This is a genomic window from Rhodomicrobium vannielii ATCC 17100 (genome assembly GCF_000166055.1).
GTDB lineage: Bacteria > Pseudomonadota > Alphaproteobacteria > Rhizobiales > Rhodomicrobiaceae > Rhodomicrobium > Rhodomicrobium vannielii.
Genome location: NC_014664.1, coordinates 3,846,074 through 3,862,948 on the forward strand (window position 1 = coordinate 3,846,074; position 16,875 = coordinate 3,862,948).

At 61.6% G+C, this 16,875-nt stretch carries 14 protein-coding genes, 2 tRNA genes and 1 pseudogene; 6 read left to right on the top strand and 11 right to left on the bottom strand.

Annotated features, from left to right (window positions below; genetic code table 11):
• Positions 1–93: 93 nt before the first annotated feature.
• From RVAN_RS17725 to RVAN_RS17735, 3 genes are all read right to left on the bottom strand, one after another.
• Positions 94–167, bottom strand: a tRNA-Gln gene (locus RVAN_RS17725).
• A gap of 541 nt (positions 168–708) precedes the next feature.
• The gene (locus tag RVAN_RS17730) at positions 709–1,473 is read right to left on the bottom strand and encodes an ABC transporter ATP-binding protein (protein WP_013421073.1); all 765 of its coding nucleotides are present in this window, start codon (positions 1,471–1,473) and stop codon (positions 709–711) included.
• On the bottom strand, positions 1,470–2,744 hold the full coding sequence (locus RVAN_RS17735; RefSeq protein ID WP_013421074.1) for a lipoprotein-releasing ABC transporter permease subunit: 1,275 nt from the start codon (positions 2,742–2,744) through the stop codon (positions 1,470–1,472). The genes RVAN_RS17730 and RVAN_RS17735 overlap by 4 nt, the downstream gene beginning before the upstream one ends.
• A gap of 265 nt (positions 2,745–3,009) precedes the next feature.
• On the opposite strand from RVAN_RS17735, the gene RVAN_RS17740 reads away from it, so the two are divergent.
• Both RVAN_RS17740 and RVAN_RS17745 read left to right on the top strand, forming a co-directional pair.
• Positions 3,010–3,483, top strand: coding sequence for a low molecular weight protein-tyrosine-phosphatase (locus RVAN_RS17740; protein ID WP_013421075.1), 474 nt, complete (start codon positions 3,010–3,012; stop codon positions 3,481–3,483).
• Between the two features lie 77 nt (positions 3,484–3,560).
• Complete coding sequence (locus tag RVAN_RS17745; RefSeq protein ID WP_013421076.1) at positions 3,561–4,376, top strand: fructosamine kinase family protein; 816 nt, start codon at positions 3,561–3,563, stop codon at positions 4,374–4,376.
• A 27-nt stretch (positions 4,377–4,403) separates the two neighbouring features.
• Here RVAN_RS17745 and proS read toward each other — a convergent pair whose 3' ends face one another.
• From proS to RVAN_RS17760, 3 genes are all read right to left on the bottom strand, one after another.
• Positions 4,404–5,948, bottom strand: a complete 1,545-nt coding sequence (gene proS, locus RVAN_RS17750; protein WP_013421077.1) for a proline--tRNA ligase — start codon at positions 5,946–5,948, stop codon at positions 4,404–4,406.
• 70 nt (positions 5,949–6,018) lie between these two features.
• Positions 6,019–6,450 carry a CBS domain-containing protein gene (locus tag RVAN_RS17755; RefSeq protein ID WP_013421078.1) on the bottom strand — a complete coding sequence of 144 codons (432 nt, stop codon included), beginning with the start codon at positions 6,448–6,450 and terminating at the stop codon, positions 6,019–6,021.
• Between the two features lie 102 nt (positions 6,451–6,552).
• Positions 6,553–7,716, bottom strand: a complete 1,164-nt coding sequence (locus RVAN_RS17760; RefSeq protein ID WP_013421079.1) for an NAD(P)/FAD-dependent oxidoreductase — start codon at positions 7,714–7,716, stop codon at positions 6,553–6,555.
• Positions 7,717–7,905: 189 nt separating this feature from the next.
• Here RVAN_RS17760 and ubiE point away from each other — a divergent pair, with 189 nt between their 5' ends.
• Complete coding sequence (ubiE, locus tag RVAN_RS17765) at positions 7,906–8,637, top strand: bifunctional demethylmenaquinone methyltransferase/2-methoxy-6-polyprenyl-1,4-benzoquinol methylase UbiE (protein WP_013421080.1); 732 nt, start codon at positions 7,906–7,908, stop codon at positions 8,635–8,637.
• Between the two features lie 180 nt (positions 8,638–8,817).
• Here ubiE and RVAN_RS17770 read toward each other — a convergent pair whose 3' ends face one another.
• Positions 8,818–9,252 (bottom strand): arsenate reductase ArsC, encoded by a 435-nt coding sequence (locus RVAN_RS17770; protein ID WP_041787848.1) that lies wholly within the window; start codon positions 9,250–9,252, stop codon positions 8,818–8,820.
• 278 nt (positions 9,253–9,530) lie between these two features.
• Between RVAN_RS17770 and RVAN_RS17775 the strand changes: the two genes are divergently transcribed.
• Positions 9,531–9,869, top strand: coding sequence for a hypothetical protein (locus RVAN_RS17775; protein WP_013421082.1), 339 nt, complete (start codon positions 9,531–9,533; stop codon positions 9,867–9,869).
• 38 nt (positions 9,870–9,907) lie between these two features.
• On the opposite strand, the gene RVAN_RS17780 is transcribed toward RVAN_RS17775, so the two are convergent.
• The gene (locus RVAN_RS17780) at positions 9,908–10,816 is read right to left on the bottom strand and encodes a lysophospholipid acyltransferase family protein (protein ID WP_013421083.1); all 909 of its coding nucleotides are present in this window, start codon (positions 10,814–10,816) and stop codon (positions 9,908–9,910) included.
• 224 nt (positions 10,817–11,040) lie between these two features.
• The gene (locus RVAN_RS17785; RefSeq protein ID WP_013421084.1) at positions 11,041–12,237 is read right to left on the bottom strand and encodes an FAD-dependent monooxygenase; all 1,197 of its coding nucleotides are present in this window, start codon (positions 12,235–12,237) and stop codon (positions 11,041–11,043) included.
• Positions 12,238–12,813: 576 nt separating this feature from the next.
• Here RVAN_RS17785 and RVAN_RS17790 point away from each other — a divergent pair.
• Positions 12,814–14,454 (top strand): hypothetical protein, encoded by a 1,641-nt coding sequence (locus RVAN_RS17790; protein ID WP_013421085.1) that lies wholly within the window; start codon positions 12,814–12,816, stop codon positions 14,452–14,454.
• Between the two features lie 314 nt (positions 14,455–14,768).
• On the opposite strand, the gene RVAN_RS17795 is transcribed toward RVAN_RS17790, so the two are convergent.
• Positions 14,769–14,843 (bottom strand) — tRNA-Gln (locus RVAN_RS17795).
• Positions 14,844–15,095: 252 nt separating this feature from the next.
• Positions 15,096–15,354 (bottom strand): annotated as a pseudogene (locus tag RVAN_RS20940) (flagellar biosynthesis protein FlgA).
• Between the two features lie 422 nt (positions 15,355–15,776).
• Between RVAN_RS20940 and RVAN_RS17805 the strand changes: the two are divergent.
• Positions 15,777–16,874, top strand: coding sequence for an ABC transporter substrate-binding protein (locus tag RVAN_RS17805; RefSeq protein WP_245258010.1), 1,098 nt, complete (start codon positions 15,777–15,779; stop codon positions 16,872–16,874).
• Position 16,875 lies beyond the last annotated feature (1 nt).

Here is a 16,875-nt window from a genome sequence, read left to right on the forward strand (position 1 = left end):
CGAGGCCAAAAGCGGAACGAGAGTTGCAAAATGACCTTCAAAATGTTCCGTGCTGTTCTACCCATAAACCGGGAAAAACCCAGTAAAATCAAGTGGCTGGGGAACCTGGATTCGAACCAAGACTAGCGGAGTCAGAGTCCGCTGTTCTACCATTAAACTATTCCCCAATCGGCGGCGGGAACCCCACGACCGATCAGGGCCGAACAATGGAGCAGTTTTCGCCGCTTCGCAAGTCTTTGTTGCGCGCCCCCGACAAGGAGGGTCTGGTCTTCTGCGGATCTTGGCTGCGAAAAAACGCGGTGGAGTCTTGGACTGCTGCCGGGGCGAGATCCAAAGTGGCGACTGCCTGAACGTAGTCACCCAAGCTGGCAACCTTTCGAAGGTTTTCTCGCGGGAGGGGTGTTGGGCACCAGTCCAGCGACCGGCGCGTAATTCATCAACATATCCCACAAGCTCTCAAACATAGTGTGGCAAAAGCGAATATGGCGACAAGACTAGGGCGATCGAATGACGTGCAATCGTCGCTGCAATTGGACGACAATTTTGCCACTGTTCGGTTCTCTTGGCGGAAAAAAAGGCGATATCCGCTGGCGCTCGCTCAGCAAAAACAGATCGCTCATCAACCTTCCCCCTGTCGATGAGCCTTGAAGCACATCTTGACGGAAGGGTCCTGAGCCTAGCCGAGACGTTGGCGCAACCAAGCACCCCCTACTTCGCCAACTGCTCCACCCGCTCGGCGTCGGCCTCGCCTCCGGCTGTGCGCCGCGAAACCTCCACCAGCACGCCGTCATTGAGCTGCAGCACGCGATCCATCCGCCCCGCCAGCTCGAAATTATGCGTCGCGATGAGCGCGGCAACGCCGGAATTGCGGATGAAGAAAACGAGTTCATCGAACACGCGGTCGGCTGTGTGCGGGTCGAGGTTGCCAGTCGGCTCGTCGGCGAGAAGCACGCACGGGCTGTTCGCGACCGCGCGCGCGATGGCGACGCGCTGCTGCTCGCCGCCGGACAATTCGGCCGGGCGATGCGACGCGCGTTCGTAAAGGCCGAAGGTCGAGAGCAATTCCAGTGCGCGCTCCTTCGCATCCTTCCGGCGGACGCCCGCGAGAAGCTGCGGCATCATCACGTTCTCCAGCGCCGAAAACTCCGGCAGGAGGTTGTGAGACTGATAGACGAAGCCGATCTCGTTGCGGCGTACGCGCGTGCGGTCCTTGTCGTTGAGCGCGGTGCAATCGACGCCGTTCAGCAGCACCGCGCCGCCGCCCGGCTTTTCGAGCAGGCCCGCCATATGGAGAAGCGACGACTTACCCGACCCGGAAGGGCCGACAAGCGCAACCGCCTCGCCGTCGCAGATTTCGGCAGAAGCGCGTCGCAGTACATCCAGCGTGCGGTTGCCCTGCACATAGGTGCGCTCAAGCTCGACGAGTTGCAGAACGGGCCTCGTGCCCGCGAAATCGCGCGTGACGGTTTTCATTCGTAGCGCAGAGCCTCCACGGGATCGAGACGCGCCGCCTGAAGCGCGGGATAGATCGTAGCGCCCATCGAAAGCAACAGCGCGATCACGACGACCACGATCACTTCGGACGGATCGAGCTGGGACGGCAGGCTCGACAGGAAATAGACGCTCGGATCGAACAGGTGCGTGTTCGTAAGCCAGGATACGAGTTGGCGGATGTCTTCCAGGTGCAGGCTTATGAGCACGCCGAGGATCACGCCGACAAGCGTCCCGATCAGGCCGATGCTCGTGCCCGATATGAAGAACACGCGCATCACCGCACCGCGCGTCGCGCCCATGGTTCGCAACACCGCGATGTCGCGTCCCTTGTTCTTCACCAGCATGGTGAGGCCGGAGATGATGTTCAGCGTCGCCACCAGCACGATGAGCATCACGATGATGAACATCACGTTCCGCTCGACCTTGAGCGTGTTGTAGAAGGTGGCGTTGCGCTGTCGCCAGTCGGTGAGGAGCATGTCGGGGCCGCCCGCGTCCTGCAACACGCCGCGCATCCTCTCTACATTGTCCGGATTGTCGATCACGACTTCCAGAACATGCACCGCCTCGCCGAGATTGAAGAAGCCTTGCGCCTCCTTCATCGGCATGAAGGCGATGGAGCCGTCATATTCGGACATGCCCATCTCGAAGACGGCGGCGATGCGATAGCGCTTCACGCGCGGCGCGGTACCGAATGGCGTCGACGCGCCCTTCGGTGCAAGCAGCGTCACCTCGCTGCCGACAAAGACATTGAGCGTATTCGCGAGGCGCGTTCCGATGGCGATGCCGCCCGAATCGTCGAAGCCGTCGAGCGTGCCGAAGCGGATGTTGCCCGAGATCGACTTCAAGGCTTGGAGGTCGCGCCCCTTGAGCCCGCGCACGATCACGCCGGACGAACCGTTCTGCGAGGAGATCATCACCTGTCCCTCGACGACGGCGAGCGCATGGTCGACGCCCTTCACGGCGTTGAGCCTCTTCGCGACTTCGTCATAGTCGGTGAACGGGCGCGCGAGGGGCCGCACGATGACATGGCCGTTAAGCCCAAGAATCTTGTCGAACAGTTCCTTGCGGAAGCCGTTCATCACCGAAAGCACGATGATGAGCGTGGCCACGCCGAGCGCGATGCCAAGCACGCAGAAGAACGCGATGACGGACACGGAGCCCTTCTTGCGGCGCGCGCGCAGATAGCGGAAAGCGAGCAGCCATTCGAACGGCGCGAACGCGCCCGGTTCTTTCACGGCTTTTTCTGTCATGCCTCGTCCCGCGTGTTGATTTTCGACGGGCGTCCGCGCGCACGCGATTTCGCGACCGCAACGCCGGGCTGTGTGTTGCAACGGATTTATGGCCGCATCAAGGGCGAATATGCCTCCTTGTCGCGCCGCCACGCGCGGGCAATATCGCAGGGTGATGCGCGAACTGCGAAAACGCGCCTCGTTCGCGTGTAATCTGTCTAAAAGTATAGGTTGCGCGAGAGAAGCGGACGCGGCCAGATTGTGTTTTTACCAGCGGGAAAACGATATGGCGGCAAAAACGTCGGTTTTGTTCGTGTGCCTTGGCAATATCTGCCGGTCGCCGCTTGCTGAAGCGGCCTTCCGGGCCGAGGCGAGAAAACTCGGTCTCGACGTCGAGGTCGATTCGGCGGGAACGGGAGACTGGCATGTTGGCGAGCCGCCCGACCGGCGCGCTCAGGCGGTGGCGCGGAAGAACGGCGAGGAGATTGGCGGGTATCGCGCGCGCCTCGTGACGCCGGACGACTTCCGCCGCTTCACGCATATCGTCGCGCTCGACGGATCGAACCTGTCCGTGCTGCGCTCGATGCGCCCATCCGACGGCACCGCGAAGCTTGCGCTGCTGCTCGACTATGTGGACGAGCGCAGGGGCGAGGCGGTCGCCGACCCGTATTACGGCGAAGAGGCGGGTTTTGACACCACTTGGGCTGATGTAACGGAAGGCGCGCAGGCGCTCGCGCGGGCTATCGCAGCCGGGCAGTGAGTGCGCGAGGTGCCGCGGCGCCCTGACTTGGCTGCACATTCGCATTTTATCGAGCGTTCAGAGCGGGAGTGAATCCAATGTCGAAATTCACTGCGCTCGGCGAGGCGGGGGCCGCGCTTCTCGGCGGTACGCTTGCGACCGAAACGGCGCTCGGCGGCGGCTCGCTATCGGAGATCGTGCGCATTCGTCTCGCGGATGGACGCGATGCAGTCGTCAAAGGCGGCGGTCGGCCGGAGGTTGAGGCGCGGATGCTGCGGGCTATCGCCGACACAGGCGCGCCCGCGCCGGCTGTGCTCGCTGTGGGCGATGGCGTGCTCGCGATCGAAGCGCTCGATGCGGGCGGGTCGATGAGCCAGGCGTGGCCGCAAATCGGCGCGATGCTGGCCACCTTGCACACGGCTAAGGACAGCCGCAGCGGCTGGGACGACGACTACGCCTTCGCGCGCGTGGCCATCGAGAACCGCTGGACGCAAAGCTGGCCCGCCTTCTGGGGCGAGCGCCGTCTTCTGGTGAATGTCCCGCATGTCGGCGTGGACCTCGCCCGCCGACTCGAAGCGCTGGCGCAATCGCTCCCCGACCGGCTGCCGGAGCTAGCCGCGCCGAGCCTTCTCCACGGCGATTTGTGGGGCGGCAATGTGCTCGTCTCGCGCGGCGGCGCGGTGTCCTTCATCGATCCCGCCTGCTACTACGGACACGGCGAGGTCGATATCGCGATGCTGAACATGTTCGACACACCGCCGCGCGCCTTCTACGACGCCTATGGCACGCTCGAACCGGGCTTCGATGAGCGCCAGCCGATCTACAGGCTGTGGCCAGCGCTCGTCCACTTACGCCTTTTCGGCTCGGGCTATCGCGGCCTTGTGGAGCGGCTGCTTTCGGAAGCGGGCGTTTGAGCGGCGACGCGGCCTCACCCGCCGCGCCTAGTAAGCCCGCGAGATGATGATGTCTTCGACCGCAGCGCCGCCGGTGAAGAAGCATGTCGCGGCGCTCGTCTTGCTGTCGAGCGGCGTGTTGCGGATGGTGAGCTTCAGCGCCTTGAGCCTGTCCGCGATCTCTTCGAGCGCCGCGCCGGTCGGCCGCGACCACGACACGCGCACCCATCCCTTGAAAGCGCCGCCCTCGTCCTCCTCGGCCGGGCCGAAATAGGCGGCCAGCTCGTCGAAGCTCGCGATGTCGGTGCGGATGTTGCCGTCGAGGCGCTTCTTGGCGTCGGCGTAAAGCGCGCCCTGGATTTCGCGCAGCAGCCCTTCGGCGCCCGCGACGAACTCGGCGCGCGGCAGCGAATGCGATTTGACCTTGGGGCCGTCGCGCAGGGCATCGCGGCGCGTGAACGTGACGTTGCCGCCGCTTGCGTCGCGCGGGCCGATTTCGAGGATGAGCGGCGCGCCGCGGCGCACCCAGTCCCAACGCTTGTCGGCGGACTTGATCTTGCGATTGTCGATATGCGCGCGGATCGGCTCGCCGAACGCGGCCTTGGCGTTAAGCTCCGCCGCGAGGCTCGTACAGAATTCGACCACGGCAGCGTCTTCCGGCTTGTCGCGCAGCATCGGCACGATGACGATCTGCTTCGGCGCGATGGCAGGCGGCAGGCGCAAGCCGTCGTCGTCGCCATGCGTCATGATTACGCCGCCGATGAGCCGCGTGGACACGCCCCAGCTGGTCGTGTGGCACAGCGCGAGCTCGCCCGCCTCATTCTGGAAGCGGATGTTCTGCGCCTCGGCGAAATGCGTGCCGAGATAATGCGACGTGCCGGCCTGAAGCGCCTTGCCGTCCTGCATCATGGCTTCGATCGAATAGGTGTTGTCGGCGCCGGGGAAGCGCTCGTTCTCCGGCTTTTCACCGGCAACCACCGGCATCGCGAGCACATCCTCGGCGAAGCTGCGGTAGACTTCCAGCATCCGCAGCGTCTCGGCCATGGCGTCGGTCTTGTCGGCGTGCGCGGTGTGGCCCTCCTGCCAGAGAAATTCCGTTGTGCGCAGGAACATGCGCGTGCGCATCTCCCAACGCACCACGTTCGCCCACTGGTTGATGAGGATGGGAAGGTCGCGGTAGCTCTTGACCCAGCGCTGGAAGGCGTCGCCGATGATCGTTTCCGACGTCGGCCGCACGATCAGCGGTTCCTGAAGCTCGGCTTCGGGATCGGGCACCAGCTTGCCGTCGATGTTCTTCAGGCGGTGATGCGTGACGACCGCCATTTCCTTCGCGAAGCCTTCGACGTGCTCCGCTTCCTTGGCGAGGAAGCTCATCGGTATGAAGATAGGGAAATAGCAGTTTTCGTGCCCCGTCTCCTTGATGCGCGCGTCGAGGCCCTTCTGCACGCGCTCCCAGATGCCATAGCCCCACGGCTTGATGATCATGCAGCCGCGCACGGGCGAATTTTCCGCGAGGTCGGCATCGCGGACGACGGCCTGATACCACTCGGGAAAATTCTGTTCGCGCGTTACGGAAAGGGCGTGCTGCGACATGGCGGAACCTGGCGAAAACCTGTTTATGGGGCGGCGCTAGGCTGCGACCGCCCGGATGATTCGATGCGTGCTATTCGTCGCGGGTTGCGAGCGTCAGCGCGTGGGTGAGGTCGGTGCGCGAGATGAAGCCGACGAGCTTGCCCTCTTCGAGCACCGGAAAGCCGCGCGTGCGAAGCTTCACCATCAGCTCCAGAACCTTTGTCAGCGGCGTTTCAAGCTCGACGTGGACGATGTCCTTCATCATCACCTCGCCCACCGTCTTCGACATGACCTCACCGTAGTGCGGCATGAGGTGGCTGGTGTCGAAGATGAACGCCTTCAGGAAGTCGAGCTTCGTTACGAGGCCGACGAGCACGTCGTTATCCACAACCGGGAAGGAATTGTAATCGTTGTGATCGAACAGCGCGCCGAGTTCGCGGAGCGTCAGCGACGAGGGAACGGATTCGACGTCCTTCGTCATGAACTGACTGGCATGCCACTCAAGAAAGCGATGCATCGGCATGGAAAGTCTCCGTGTGTCAATAAAAGCGGTTCGAAATGGCGTCATCCGGCGCGGGCCGCATCGCGCCGTCCGACATTTCGTAAAACAGGCGTCTTCCCAGGTCTACGGGATATTTCGCGGCGCGGCGCTATTCGCGCGCAGCGGCGGACTTTCGAGCCCGTTCAATCGCGCCTGGAAGTCGGCGAAGCTGATGCCTCGGCCGCCGCGTTCGCGGAAATAGACGTGCTGCGCGAACTTGCGCATGGGGGCGGTCCCGAGCGCGGCCGACAGAAGCGCGTTCGGCGGCGCGAGATTGAGCGCAAGGCGCGTCAGGTGGCTGAGGCCGAAACGCGGCAGTTCCTTCGCGAGCGCCATCTCCGGCGATGGTCCGAGATGCAGAAGGTGATCGGCGACCACCTGCGCCGCGCGCCGCCCATACTGGAAGGCAAAGCCGACGCCGCCGCCGGTTGTCGGCGAAACCATGCCCGCCGCATCGCCGATCAGTGTCACGCCATCGGTGGCGAAGGGCCGGACCAAGCCGCCGCATGGAATGCGCCCCGTTCGCCGCTCCACGAGCCTCGCATCCTCGAAGCCGAAGATCGGCGCGGTCTTGGCGAGGAAGGCGGCGAGATGCGGCCTCCGTCCCGGACGGGCGGCAAGCCCGGCATGAAACAGCGACGGCCCCGGCGCGACCCAGGCGATATGCCCCGGCGCGAGCTGCGAATCGAGGAAGCAATGCAGGAAGCGCGGGTCCGCGTCGAGCCCGTCATATTCGTGCTCGGTGGCGAGCATGAACCGCGTGTTGAGCCCAAGCCCGAAGGCGCGAGCCACGGCAGACTTCGCACCGTCCGCGCCGATGATGTGCCGCGCCGAAATGTTGACGCCCTTGAAAAGGAATATGCCGTCCTTGCGTTCCGCGCCCTGAAACGGCGTGCGCCACAGGATCTGCGCGCCCACCCGCTGCGCTTCCTGCGCAAGCCAGCCGAGCACGCGTCCGGTGTCCGTCGTCACGAAGAAGCTGTCCGGCGCGAACAGATCGACGTGGCGGAGATTGGGAGCGTAAAGCCGCACGCCGTAAACGCGTCGCGTGAGATTGTACGGGAGGTCGATTTCCTGTGCGGCTTCCTTCGTGAGGATGCCCGTCGACGCCACATGCTGCCCCGCAGCGGCTTTTGGTTCGAGAACGGCGACTTTCAGCCCGCGAATCGCCGCGGTCTTGGCGGCTACCAACCCGGCGAAGCTTGCACCGGCAATGACCAGATCATAGGGGTGAGGGGTGCGTGCCATGGCTTAAAAATTTTCTCGTGGGTGTAAAAACTCTATCTTCGCGGAGAATTGTGGCGGTTGTACAGCCCCTTCGCATTGCAGCACAAAGCGCCCGGTTAATGCCTCCAAGCATAATGACGCGTTTACATTGTGCCGCTCGTGCGCCACATATCGCATCAAATTTTCTCACTCGCCCCCGGAGCGAACGGAATGACTGCTTACGATCACAAAATCCAGAACCTCGGTTTTCAGGGGTTCGTCAACACCGTCTTCGACCGTGTCGCCACGCGCTACGACCTGATGAACGACCTGATGTCGGGCGGCGTCCATCGCATCTGGAAGGATGCGGCGATCAACTGGCTCGCGCCGTCCAAGTCGAGCGCATCGCTGCTGATCGACGTGGCTGGCGGCACCGGCGATATCACGAAGCGCTTTCTCAAGGCCGCCGGACGCGGATCGCGCTCGATCATCACCGACATCAACCATTCGATGATGGACGAAGGCCGCGACAAGCATCCCGAGTTCGCGGGCCATGTCGAGTTCGTGCAGGCGAACGCGGAGAGCCTGCCGTATCGCGATAACACGTCGGACTTCTACACCATCTCCTTCGGCATCCGTAACGTGGACAACAAGCAGAACGCGCTGAACGAAGCGTTCCGCGTGCTGAAGCCGGGCGGCCGCTTCCTCTGCCTCGAATTCTCGCGCGTGCAGGTGCCGCTGTTCGACAAGGTCTACGAGGTCTATTCCGATAATGTGGTGCCGCCGCTTGGCCGCGTCGTGGCGGGCGATGCGGAGCCCTATCGCTACCTCGTTGACAGCATCCGCGCCTTCCCGGATCAGAAGAAGTTCGCCGGAATGATCGAAAAGGCAGGCTTCAGCCGCGTGCAGTATCGCAACCTGTCGGGTGGTATCGCGGCGATTCACTCCGGCCTGAAGCTTTAGTCAACGCATGATAAGACGCGTCCCGCCGCTCAGGCGGGGCGGCGTCGCTTGGACAGCGCCTTGGCCGCATGGCCGTTGGAACGCCTCGCTGTGGGCGCGACCGTCGGCAGCCTGAGATTCAAGAAACATCGACGCAGCCGACCTGGCAGACGCGCCTGCCCGGGGTCGGCGGTGCCGTTGTCAGGCCTGCGGCATGCCGGAGATGTCGAAGCGCTTCTTGATGCGGTCGAAAAGCTGATCGCGCACGGCGCGGTAGCCTTCGAGGATCTGCTCGCGGTTGCCGGTGGCGGCGGAGGGATCGATCGTCGGCCAGTATTCGACGTCGACAGCCATGGTGCGCGTGAATTCCAGCGCCTTGTGATGCGCTTCCGGCGCGAGCGTCACGATGAGGTCGAAGGACGTGTCCTCCAGATCCTCGATGGTTCGCGGCTGGTGATGGGTGATGTCGATGCCGATTTCGTCCATCACAGCGATCACGAAAGGGTCGATTTCGCCCTGGCGCACGCCCGCCGAGCGCACATAGATCCGCCTTCCCGCGAGAAAACGCAGGATCGCGGCCGCCATGGGCGACCTTATCGAATTGTAGTTACAAGCAAAAAGTACGGCCTGGGGCAAATCTTCCTGTCGCTGCGCAAAGGATCCATCCGGGAGAAGATATTCTGACCGACTGGCGATCCTCAAGCAAAGCCAAAGGCAAGCCTGCGCGCTGCGATCCTTATGGTTATAGCTTTCGGGCCGCCGATAGAAAAGCAGTCAGACGTTGCGGCATGGCTGGCCTTTCGTCGACGAATGCGCCCTAAGTCTCCTTGATGGCGCGGGCGGTCATTCGTATGAGAGGTTAACCGGGGAACGCCCCGCGAGAGGCGTTGCTCCAGACAAAAGGGGAGGGGACGTTGCGTAAAATCGGCGTCATCATGATTGCATGCGCGCTTGGCGCATGCGCTACCAGCGGCGACACACGCCTTTCGACAGGTGCGGCGAGCGGCCCTTCCGAGCCGGTTTCCGCCGAAAGGGTCGCCACCATAGAACCGGCGAAGGTCAATCACGCGCCCTATATGGGCTTCAGTTGCGAGAAGCTCGCGGGTGACCGGGCGCGCATCGCCGACGATCTTGCCGCCGTTTCAGCCGGGAAGGCTGGATCACAGGCCGCCGATGTCAAAGGCCAGATCGCCCGCCTCAAGGGCGAGGAACTCGCCGTCGCAACCGCCATGCGCTCGAAGAACTGCAAGTGATCCTCGCGCGTCGCGATACGTGCCGCCGCCTCACCGGCTCAATGATGCACGCCCTCGAACGCGGCTTCGGGCCAGCGCTTGTTCGACCACATCCACTGTGAGGGATGCTCGCGAATCCATGCCTCGAACTCGCGTTGAATGGTGGCCGTCAACACCTTGATGTCTTCGTTCGCATCGCCGGTGCGCGGCACTTCCAGTTCCTTGAACGCGATGGAAAAACGCGACTCCTTGCCGATGCGGATGCAGCGGCCCACCGCAAGGCGCGTGCCCGCGCGTCGGGCGAGCCATGCGGGTGCGACGGTCGCCCACATCGGATGACCGAAGAACGGCACCTGCACGCCATGCCAGTCGGCGAGGTCGGCCAGCATGCCGAGCGCGCCGCCGCTTCGCACATGCGTGGCGATGCGCATGATCGTGGCGAGCCCCTCGTTGCTCTTGCTGGCGAACAGGCCGCCCGGATAAAGCTGTGCGCGCTTGTTGCGGATGTAGCGGTCCACATAGGGGTTTTCGACCAGCCGGTAAACGCCGGCCGTGTTCGCGCCGATGGTGAGCAGCGGCAGGATCGCGATTTCCCAATTGCCCATATGCGGCGCGGCGACGACGAGCGGCCCCATCTCGTTGCGGTAACGGTCGAGCAACTCCGGGTTTTCGATAGCAAAGCGCGACGGATCTTTCAAAAGGCGGTCGAGCTGGAACGTCTCCGCCATCACGCGCCCGAGATTGTCCCACATCTCGTCGACGATGGCCTCGCGTTCGGCGTGCGTCGTCTCCGGCATGGCCTTGGCGAGGTTGCGCAGCGCCCGGGCCTGACGATGGGTCTTCGGCGCAAGGAACCGCCAGGCGCGAGCGGAAAACGCGGTGGCCATGTCAAGCGGCATCGCGCGGACGATCGCCGCGATGGCCAGAACGGCACCGTATTCAAGCCTTTGGCGGAGATCGAGAAACATTATCGGGGACGCGCGGTGAGAGCCTCACGCCTGTCTTGCAAGCGCAACCTTCGGCGTCAAGCCTAAACGCGTGCTTTGGCGCGTACGTTTGGCCCGCCTCCCCGCGCGCTTCAGAACAAACGTGTGCGCCTCAAGAGCACGCGCAACTTATTGATGAATCGGGGCAGTTTTCGAATTTCACATTTGATTGTCGAGCCGCAGCGGGGATGGATCAAATGTAAAATTCACTGCACCGGGCCAGCAGGAGCCATCCCGCGCCGCATGAAAGCCCTGCGTAGCGGCCCGATCGCGCCGAGCGCATAGAGGCCAAGCCCGCGCGCGGCCTGCATCGGGAGGAAGCTGGACAGGAGGCTGCGGTTCAGGAGGTCGACGCCGAGCGTCCGGCTGACGATGTCGCCGCGGCGCGCCGCCGAGTAGTCACGCAGCAGGTCTTCGCCGCCGAGGTCCGCATTCGCCGCCTTGGCATCGACGAGAAGGCCCAGCAGCGCCTCCACATCGCGGAAGCCGAGGTTCAGCCCCTGCGCGCCGATGGGCGGCACCGCATGCGCCGCTTCGCCCACGAGCGCAACGCGGGCACGGCCAAACTCGCGCGCCATGAGCGCCGAGAGCGGGAATGCGCCGCGTTGGCTGAGGTCGAAGATGCGGCCGAGCGCGAAATGCGACGCCTTTTCCATCTCACGCGCGAAGGCTTCGTCGTCGAGCCCCATCAGACGAGCCGTGTCGGCCTTGCGCTCCGTCCAGACGAAGCTCGACCGGTTGCCGGGTAGCGGTATGAGCGTGAACGGTCCGCCGTTTCGGTGAAATTCGATGCATAGCCCGTTATGCGGCCGGGCGTGGCTGAAACTCGCAGCCATCGCGGTTTGCTCGTAAGGCCATGTCAGCGCGCGAATGCCCGCCGCCTCGCGGGTGGCGGAGTTTCGACCGTCGGCGGCGATGGCGAGGGGCGCATAAAGCTCGATGCCGTTTTCGAAGGCGAGGATCGCCCGCGTGGCAGACTCGTGGAACGTTCGCAGCGGACCCGGCGTGAGAATCGCGATGCCCTTTTCCGCCGCGATCTCTTTCAGCGCCCGCGCGAGATCGGCATTGGCGATGTTGCAGCCGAATGCCTCCTCGCCGATTTCGGCAGCCTTGAACAGCGCGTCGGGCGCGCGAAGGCGGCGTCCTGTGTCGTCGATGAATTGAAGCGCGCGAAGCGGCTCCGCATGCGGCTCGCATCGATCCCAGACGCCGAGCCGCGCAAGGAAGGCGATGGTCGTGTTGAAAAGCGCCGCGCTGCGCCCGGTCGCGGCATGAGAGGACGCGGCGGGGGACGTGTCGACGACGGTCGCGGTCAGGCCCGCATCGTGGCAGCCGATTGCCGCTGCGAGTCCCGCAGGCCCCGCGCCGATCACGATGACTTCGGACCTCTGGGTGAAGCTCATTTCCGTGCTCCCACTCTTTTGTTGCGGCGCAGCTTATCGTGACCAACCAAAACCGGGAACGGCTTCTCGATCATCTTTGCGCGAGGCGCCCGGCGGCTCCCCGCATCAGACAACCCATCGAGACCAGCCGGGTTTCGGGCGGCGATGAGAAAGGAATTCCACAGTCCGAAGCGGCGAAAAACGGACCGAGGCTTTGTTCAGTGCAACGCACGCCAAAAGGCTATGCAAGTAACACGCTAGTTGAGTTGTGGCACCGCCAGATTCAGTGCCGGCGCCCCATAATCAGTACAAGCAATCGCGGCAACAGGTTGTGATGCGGCGAGTTTCGTTGCGCACACGCCACAAATTTCTACAAGTTAAATTCAATTTTAAGTTGCGCAGTTTACGAAACAATAAGACTCGGTTAGCAACCAGAGATGGTAACGGCCGCTGAAAATCGTTGGCCGACCGAGTTTGTCTCAGCACCGAGTGGAGCCTCGCGGCTCGAAAGGAGGCGGTGGCACACAGCTCTCCCGCCAGTCAGAACACATTTAAACCGGTGTTTGCCCAGCACATTTGGGTTGAAGGGAGATACAGATGATCGGCGGACTCGTGACAAGGACGAGCCTTGCGTGTGCGGCAACTCTAGGTTTTGTGCTGGGTTTCGGGCAGGTTGCGGCATTGGCGGCCGACACCGGTACGAAATCGGCAAAAGATCTGACCCTCGGCGGCGACTGCTGCGCCGATCTTGAAGAGCGCGTGGCCGAACTTGAGGTCACAACGGTTCGAAAGGGCAACCGCAAGGTCTCGCTCGAACTTTCGGGCTGGGTCGACAAGATCCTGCTCTTCTGGAACGACGGCAAGCAGAGTGACCTCTACGTTGAGGACAACAACTTTGCTTCTACCCGCTTCCGGATGAAAGGTGTTGGCCAGATGGCGCCCGACTGGAAGGCCGGCTTCTTGATGGAATACGAGTTCCGCGACGCATCGTCCAATCTGGTCGATCAGCTCACGGAGCAGAACCGCAACATCGAGACGGCGCTCCGCATCCGGCAAGAAAACTTCTTCGTTGAAAACCAAACATTCGGCCGAGTGACGCTCGGCTTCCAGAACACCGCAACAAAGGATCTGACGCTCATCAATCTCGGTGGTGGCTTCAGCAACGTCGAGAACTACCACGCCGCCAGCTTCTTCATCCGCGACAACACGCTGCCGACGAGTTCCTGGTTCAACACAACGACCAACACTTTCGTGGCGACCGCTCCCACGTCCGGGGCGCTTCCCAACTCGACGCGCACCGTGGCGCCGACCCTCAGCGCCACCGATTCGGGGACTGTCGTCGCCTTTGCGCCGGGCGGCCTGGTCTGGAACAACCTTTCGAACGCGCTCGATAGCCAGCGCATGGAGGCAATTCGTTACGACTCGCCGGAAATCTGCGGCTTCATTGCCTCTTTCGCTTGGGGGCAGAACGACTTCTGGGATGCGGCACTGCGTTATCAGAAGGAGTGGAATTCCATCCGTGTCGCGGGCGGCGTCGGCTATCAATGGTGGGGCGAGCGCTCGCTGACTCTCGGCGCGCCCTGGGCGGCAAATTCGATCTATCAGGGTAGCGATCAATCCAACCAGCCAGGCATGACGGCGGGGCCGAGTGCTGGCGTGGCCGCATCGCAGCTTTTCTCCAATGCCAACAACATATATGGCGGCGCGCGCTACCGCGTGAACTCCAAGATCGAAGTTGTGGAAGGCAATCTCTCGGCGATTCATCTGCCGACCGGCCTTTACGGCTCCATCGTTGCTGGCACGCGGCACATCGAAAACTCGCCTGTCGAGTCTCTCAACAAGGACGCGACCTACTGGTACACACAGGTTGGCATCACGAAACGTGTCTTCGAAGTTGGCGCGTCGACGATCTATGCGGAATACGGCAATTACGACAATTTCGCTGCAGCGGCGGTCTATTTCCAGGTGTGGAATTCCGCGAATGGCAACACCCTCAGCACGACTCGCGTCCGGGACTCGAACGTCGACCGCTTCGGCATTGGCGTGACGCAGGCCTTCGACGGCGCGGCGATGGAAATCTATGGCAATTATCTTCACTATAACGCCAGCATCGCTACGACGACGTCTTACGTCGGCAGTGCGACCGGCGGGGCCGCAACCACCGGCTTCAACAACACCGAAAGCCGTTCGCCGGAAGACTGGGACGCGTTCTACACCGGTGCTCGTCTGAAGTTCTGAGGGTTACATGCCGGAAGACACGACGCGGCATGACGCTGTAAGTTTTGATTGTCGATAAGCTTCCCTAAGCCAAATCCTGTTTAACGCTGGCTGATCTCATCCCCACCCTATCGAAAGCCGCCTTCATGGGCGGCTTTTGTGTGCGCGGTAGTGATGGGCGTCGCCACTTGATTTTATCGAGCAAGGTTTTCTGAACTTACTACGGCGATTTCATTGGCTTTCGCGTGCGGCAGGGCTGCGCTTTGGCTACGCGCTCTGCATCAAGTAGGTCATCAACGCACTGATTTATAATGAAGTTGTCGTCGCTTTAAGGTTGGCTGGGGCGCCAGGACTCGAACCTGGGAATGGCGGAATCAAAATCCGCTGCCTTACCGCTTGGCTACGCCCCAATGGGTAAATTGCCAAGTTTTTGGCATTTCACGGGGTTTAACATCGATACCACGGGGATTCAAGGGGGAACGGAGGGCGAACTTCGGTATTTTGCACCCACATTGCACCCACACTTAAAAACAATGGGCTTTGCACCCACATCGCTCAAAATCTGCACCCACATTACACTCACATGTTCTTTTCTGTTCATGGACGTGTACGGATCGAACTGATCCGGTACGCCGCCGACGAACGGGCTTTCCTTGGCGTCCTTACCAGCGCTTGGTCTTGAGATTGTGAATGTGCTCGCCTTTGGCCGCGTCCTTCACGATGCGGCCCACGTCCTGGCCATATTTGATGGCGGTGTCGCCTGCCTTCAGATCCTTCAGCGCGACCTTGTGGCCGATGGGTGTCCTGCTTCACATGGACCTCGAAAGGCGCGTCGTTTTCGGTGATGACGCCGAATGCGGTCGTGCCCGCTGTGGCGTAGAGCACGATGGGGCCCGCACGCGAGAGAAACTGGCACACAATAGGGCGATCATTCCGAATGGCGATGCGTGCAAGAGAGCGATCCGGCGCATGCCAGCAGGAATCATCGTCTTCAGTCCCTCGACAGGTTGGCTGATGAGCAGACTCCCCGATTTTTAAACATACTAAAAATATCGAAACACCGTCAAATTTATCGCAAAGCCGCGCTGCCATGATTGTGTCGGTTTTCATCGGCGATAAAATAATGAAACAACATTTCAGTCAATGCAGCAAGTGCTTGCAGCTTGCAATATATTTATTGATCCGTAAATTTGGTTGCATTAAAACTTTTGCATAGATATTGGCTTCTCGCGTGAATATCACTCTTCATCGAGAAAATATCTCGTATCCCACTCATGCAGTAGATTCTGGTGACATGTAACATGCCCTCGCTGAATCATTTTTCTTGCAGCATTGCAAAATTTTTGTCTGTATTTCTCTTGATCATGGTTCCGGCAGTCGTGTTTTGCTCTGGGAGTGGCCTCGCGAAGGCCGAGCCTATCGTCATCCGTATCGGTTATCCGGGGCTCGGCGTCGACAACAGACCATTTGCATACGGCGGCATTGCCGCGATTGCTCACGCTGAAAGATACATCGAAAAAGAATTCGAGAACGACCAACATATCAAAGTGGAATGGACGCTGTTCCGCGGAGCTGGCCCGGCTGTGAATGAGGCGTTTGCCTCCGGTCAGCTCGATTTCTCCGCAGGATTGGGCGACCTGCCAGCAATCGTGCATCGATCAAACGGCATCAAGACCAAATGGCTCGCGCAGTCGGATGTGCATACGCCTATCTTTCTCGCGGTCCGGAAAGGGGTCGAAGTAAACCGTATTGAAGATCTCGTTGGAAGAAAGATCGCGCAGTTTCGCGGGACCAATCTTCAGCTGGCAGCGGATCGGGTGCTTGCTGCGCACGGGTTGACGGAAAAAAACATCAAGTTCATCAATCTGGACTTTGCAGGGTCGGTTGCGGCTTTGCTTTCCGGCAACATCGACGGTGCTTTCGGCGGCGTTGAAGTCCTCGAGCTGAAGCGTCGCGGGATCATAGACATTCCTTACGACACCAAGGACGACAAGCCGGAATTCAGTCGCGCTGCGGGACTCTACGTAACGGAAGAGTTCGAGGCCAAACACCCCGAACTCGTGCAACGCGTTGTAAACGCATATGTCCGCGCGGCGCGTTGGGGAGCCGACGAGGCCAATCGCGAGGCTCTCAATGACGTGTACGCAAAATCCGGCATCCCGGCGCAGAGCTTCCGCGAGTATTTTTCGGGCCAGAAGCTCGCCGACCGGCTTAATCCCCTCATCGACGACTTTGTCATCGAACGCTATCGCGATCAGGCTCGGCGCGCTCTCGACTACGGACTTCTGCGCAGGCCCGTCGAAATCGAAAGCTGGATCGACCGCCGCTATCTTGAGCGCGCGCTTGCCGAACAACACCTCGAGACCTACTGGCCCCGCTCCAAGGCCGACGGCACCAAACTGACCGAAGCGGCGGCGTCCGCTGGCAGCAAGGCGCAGTGAC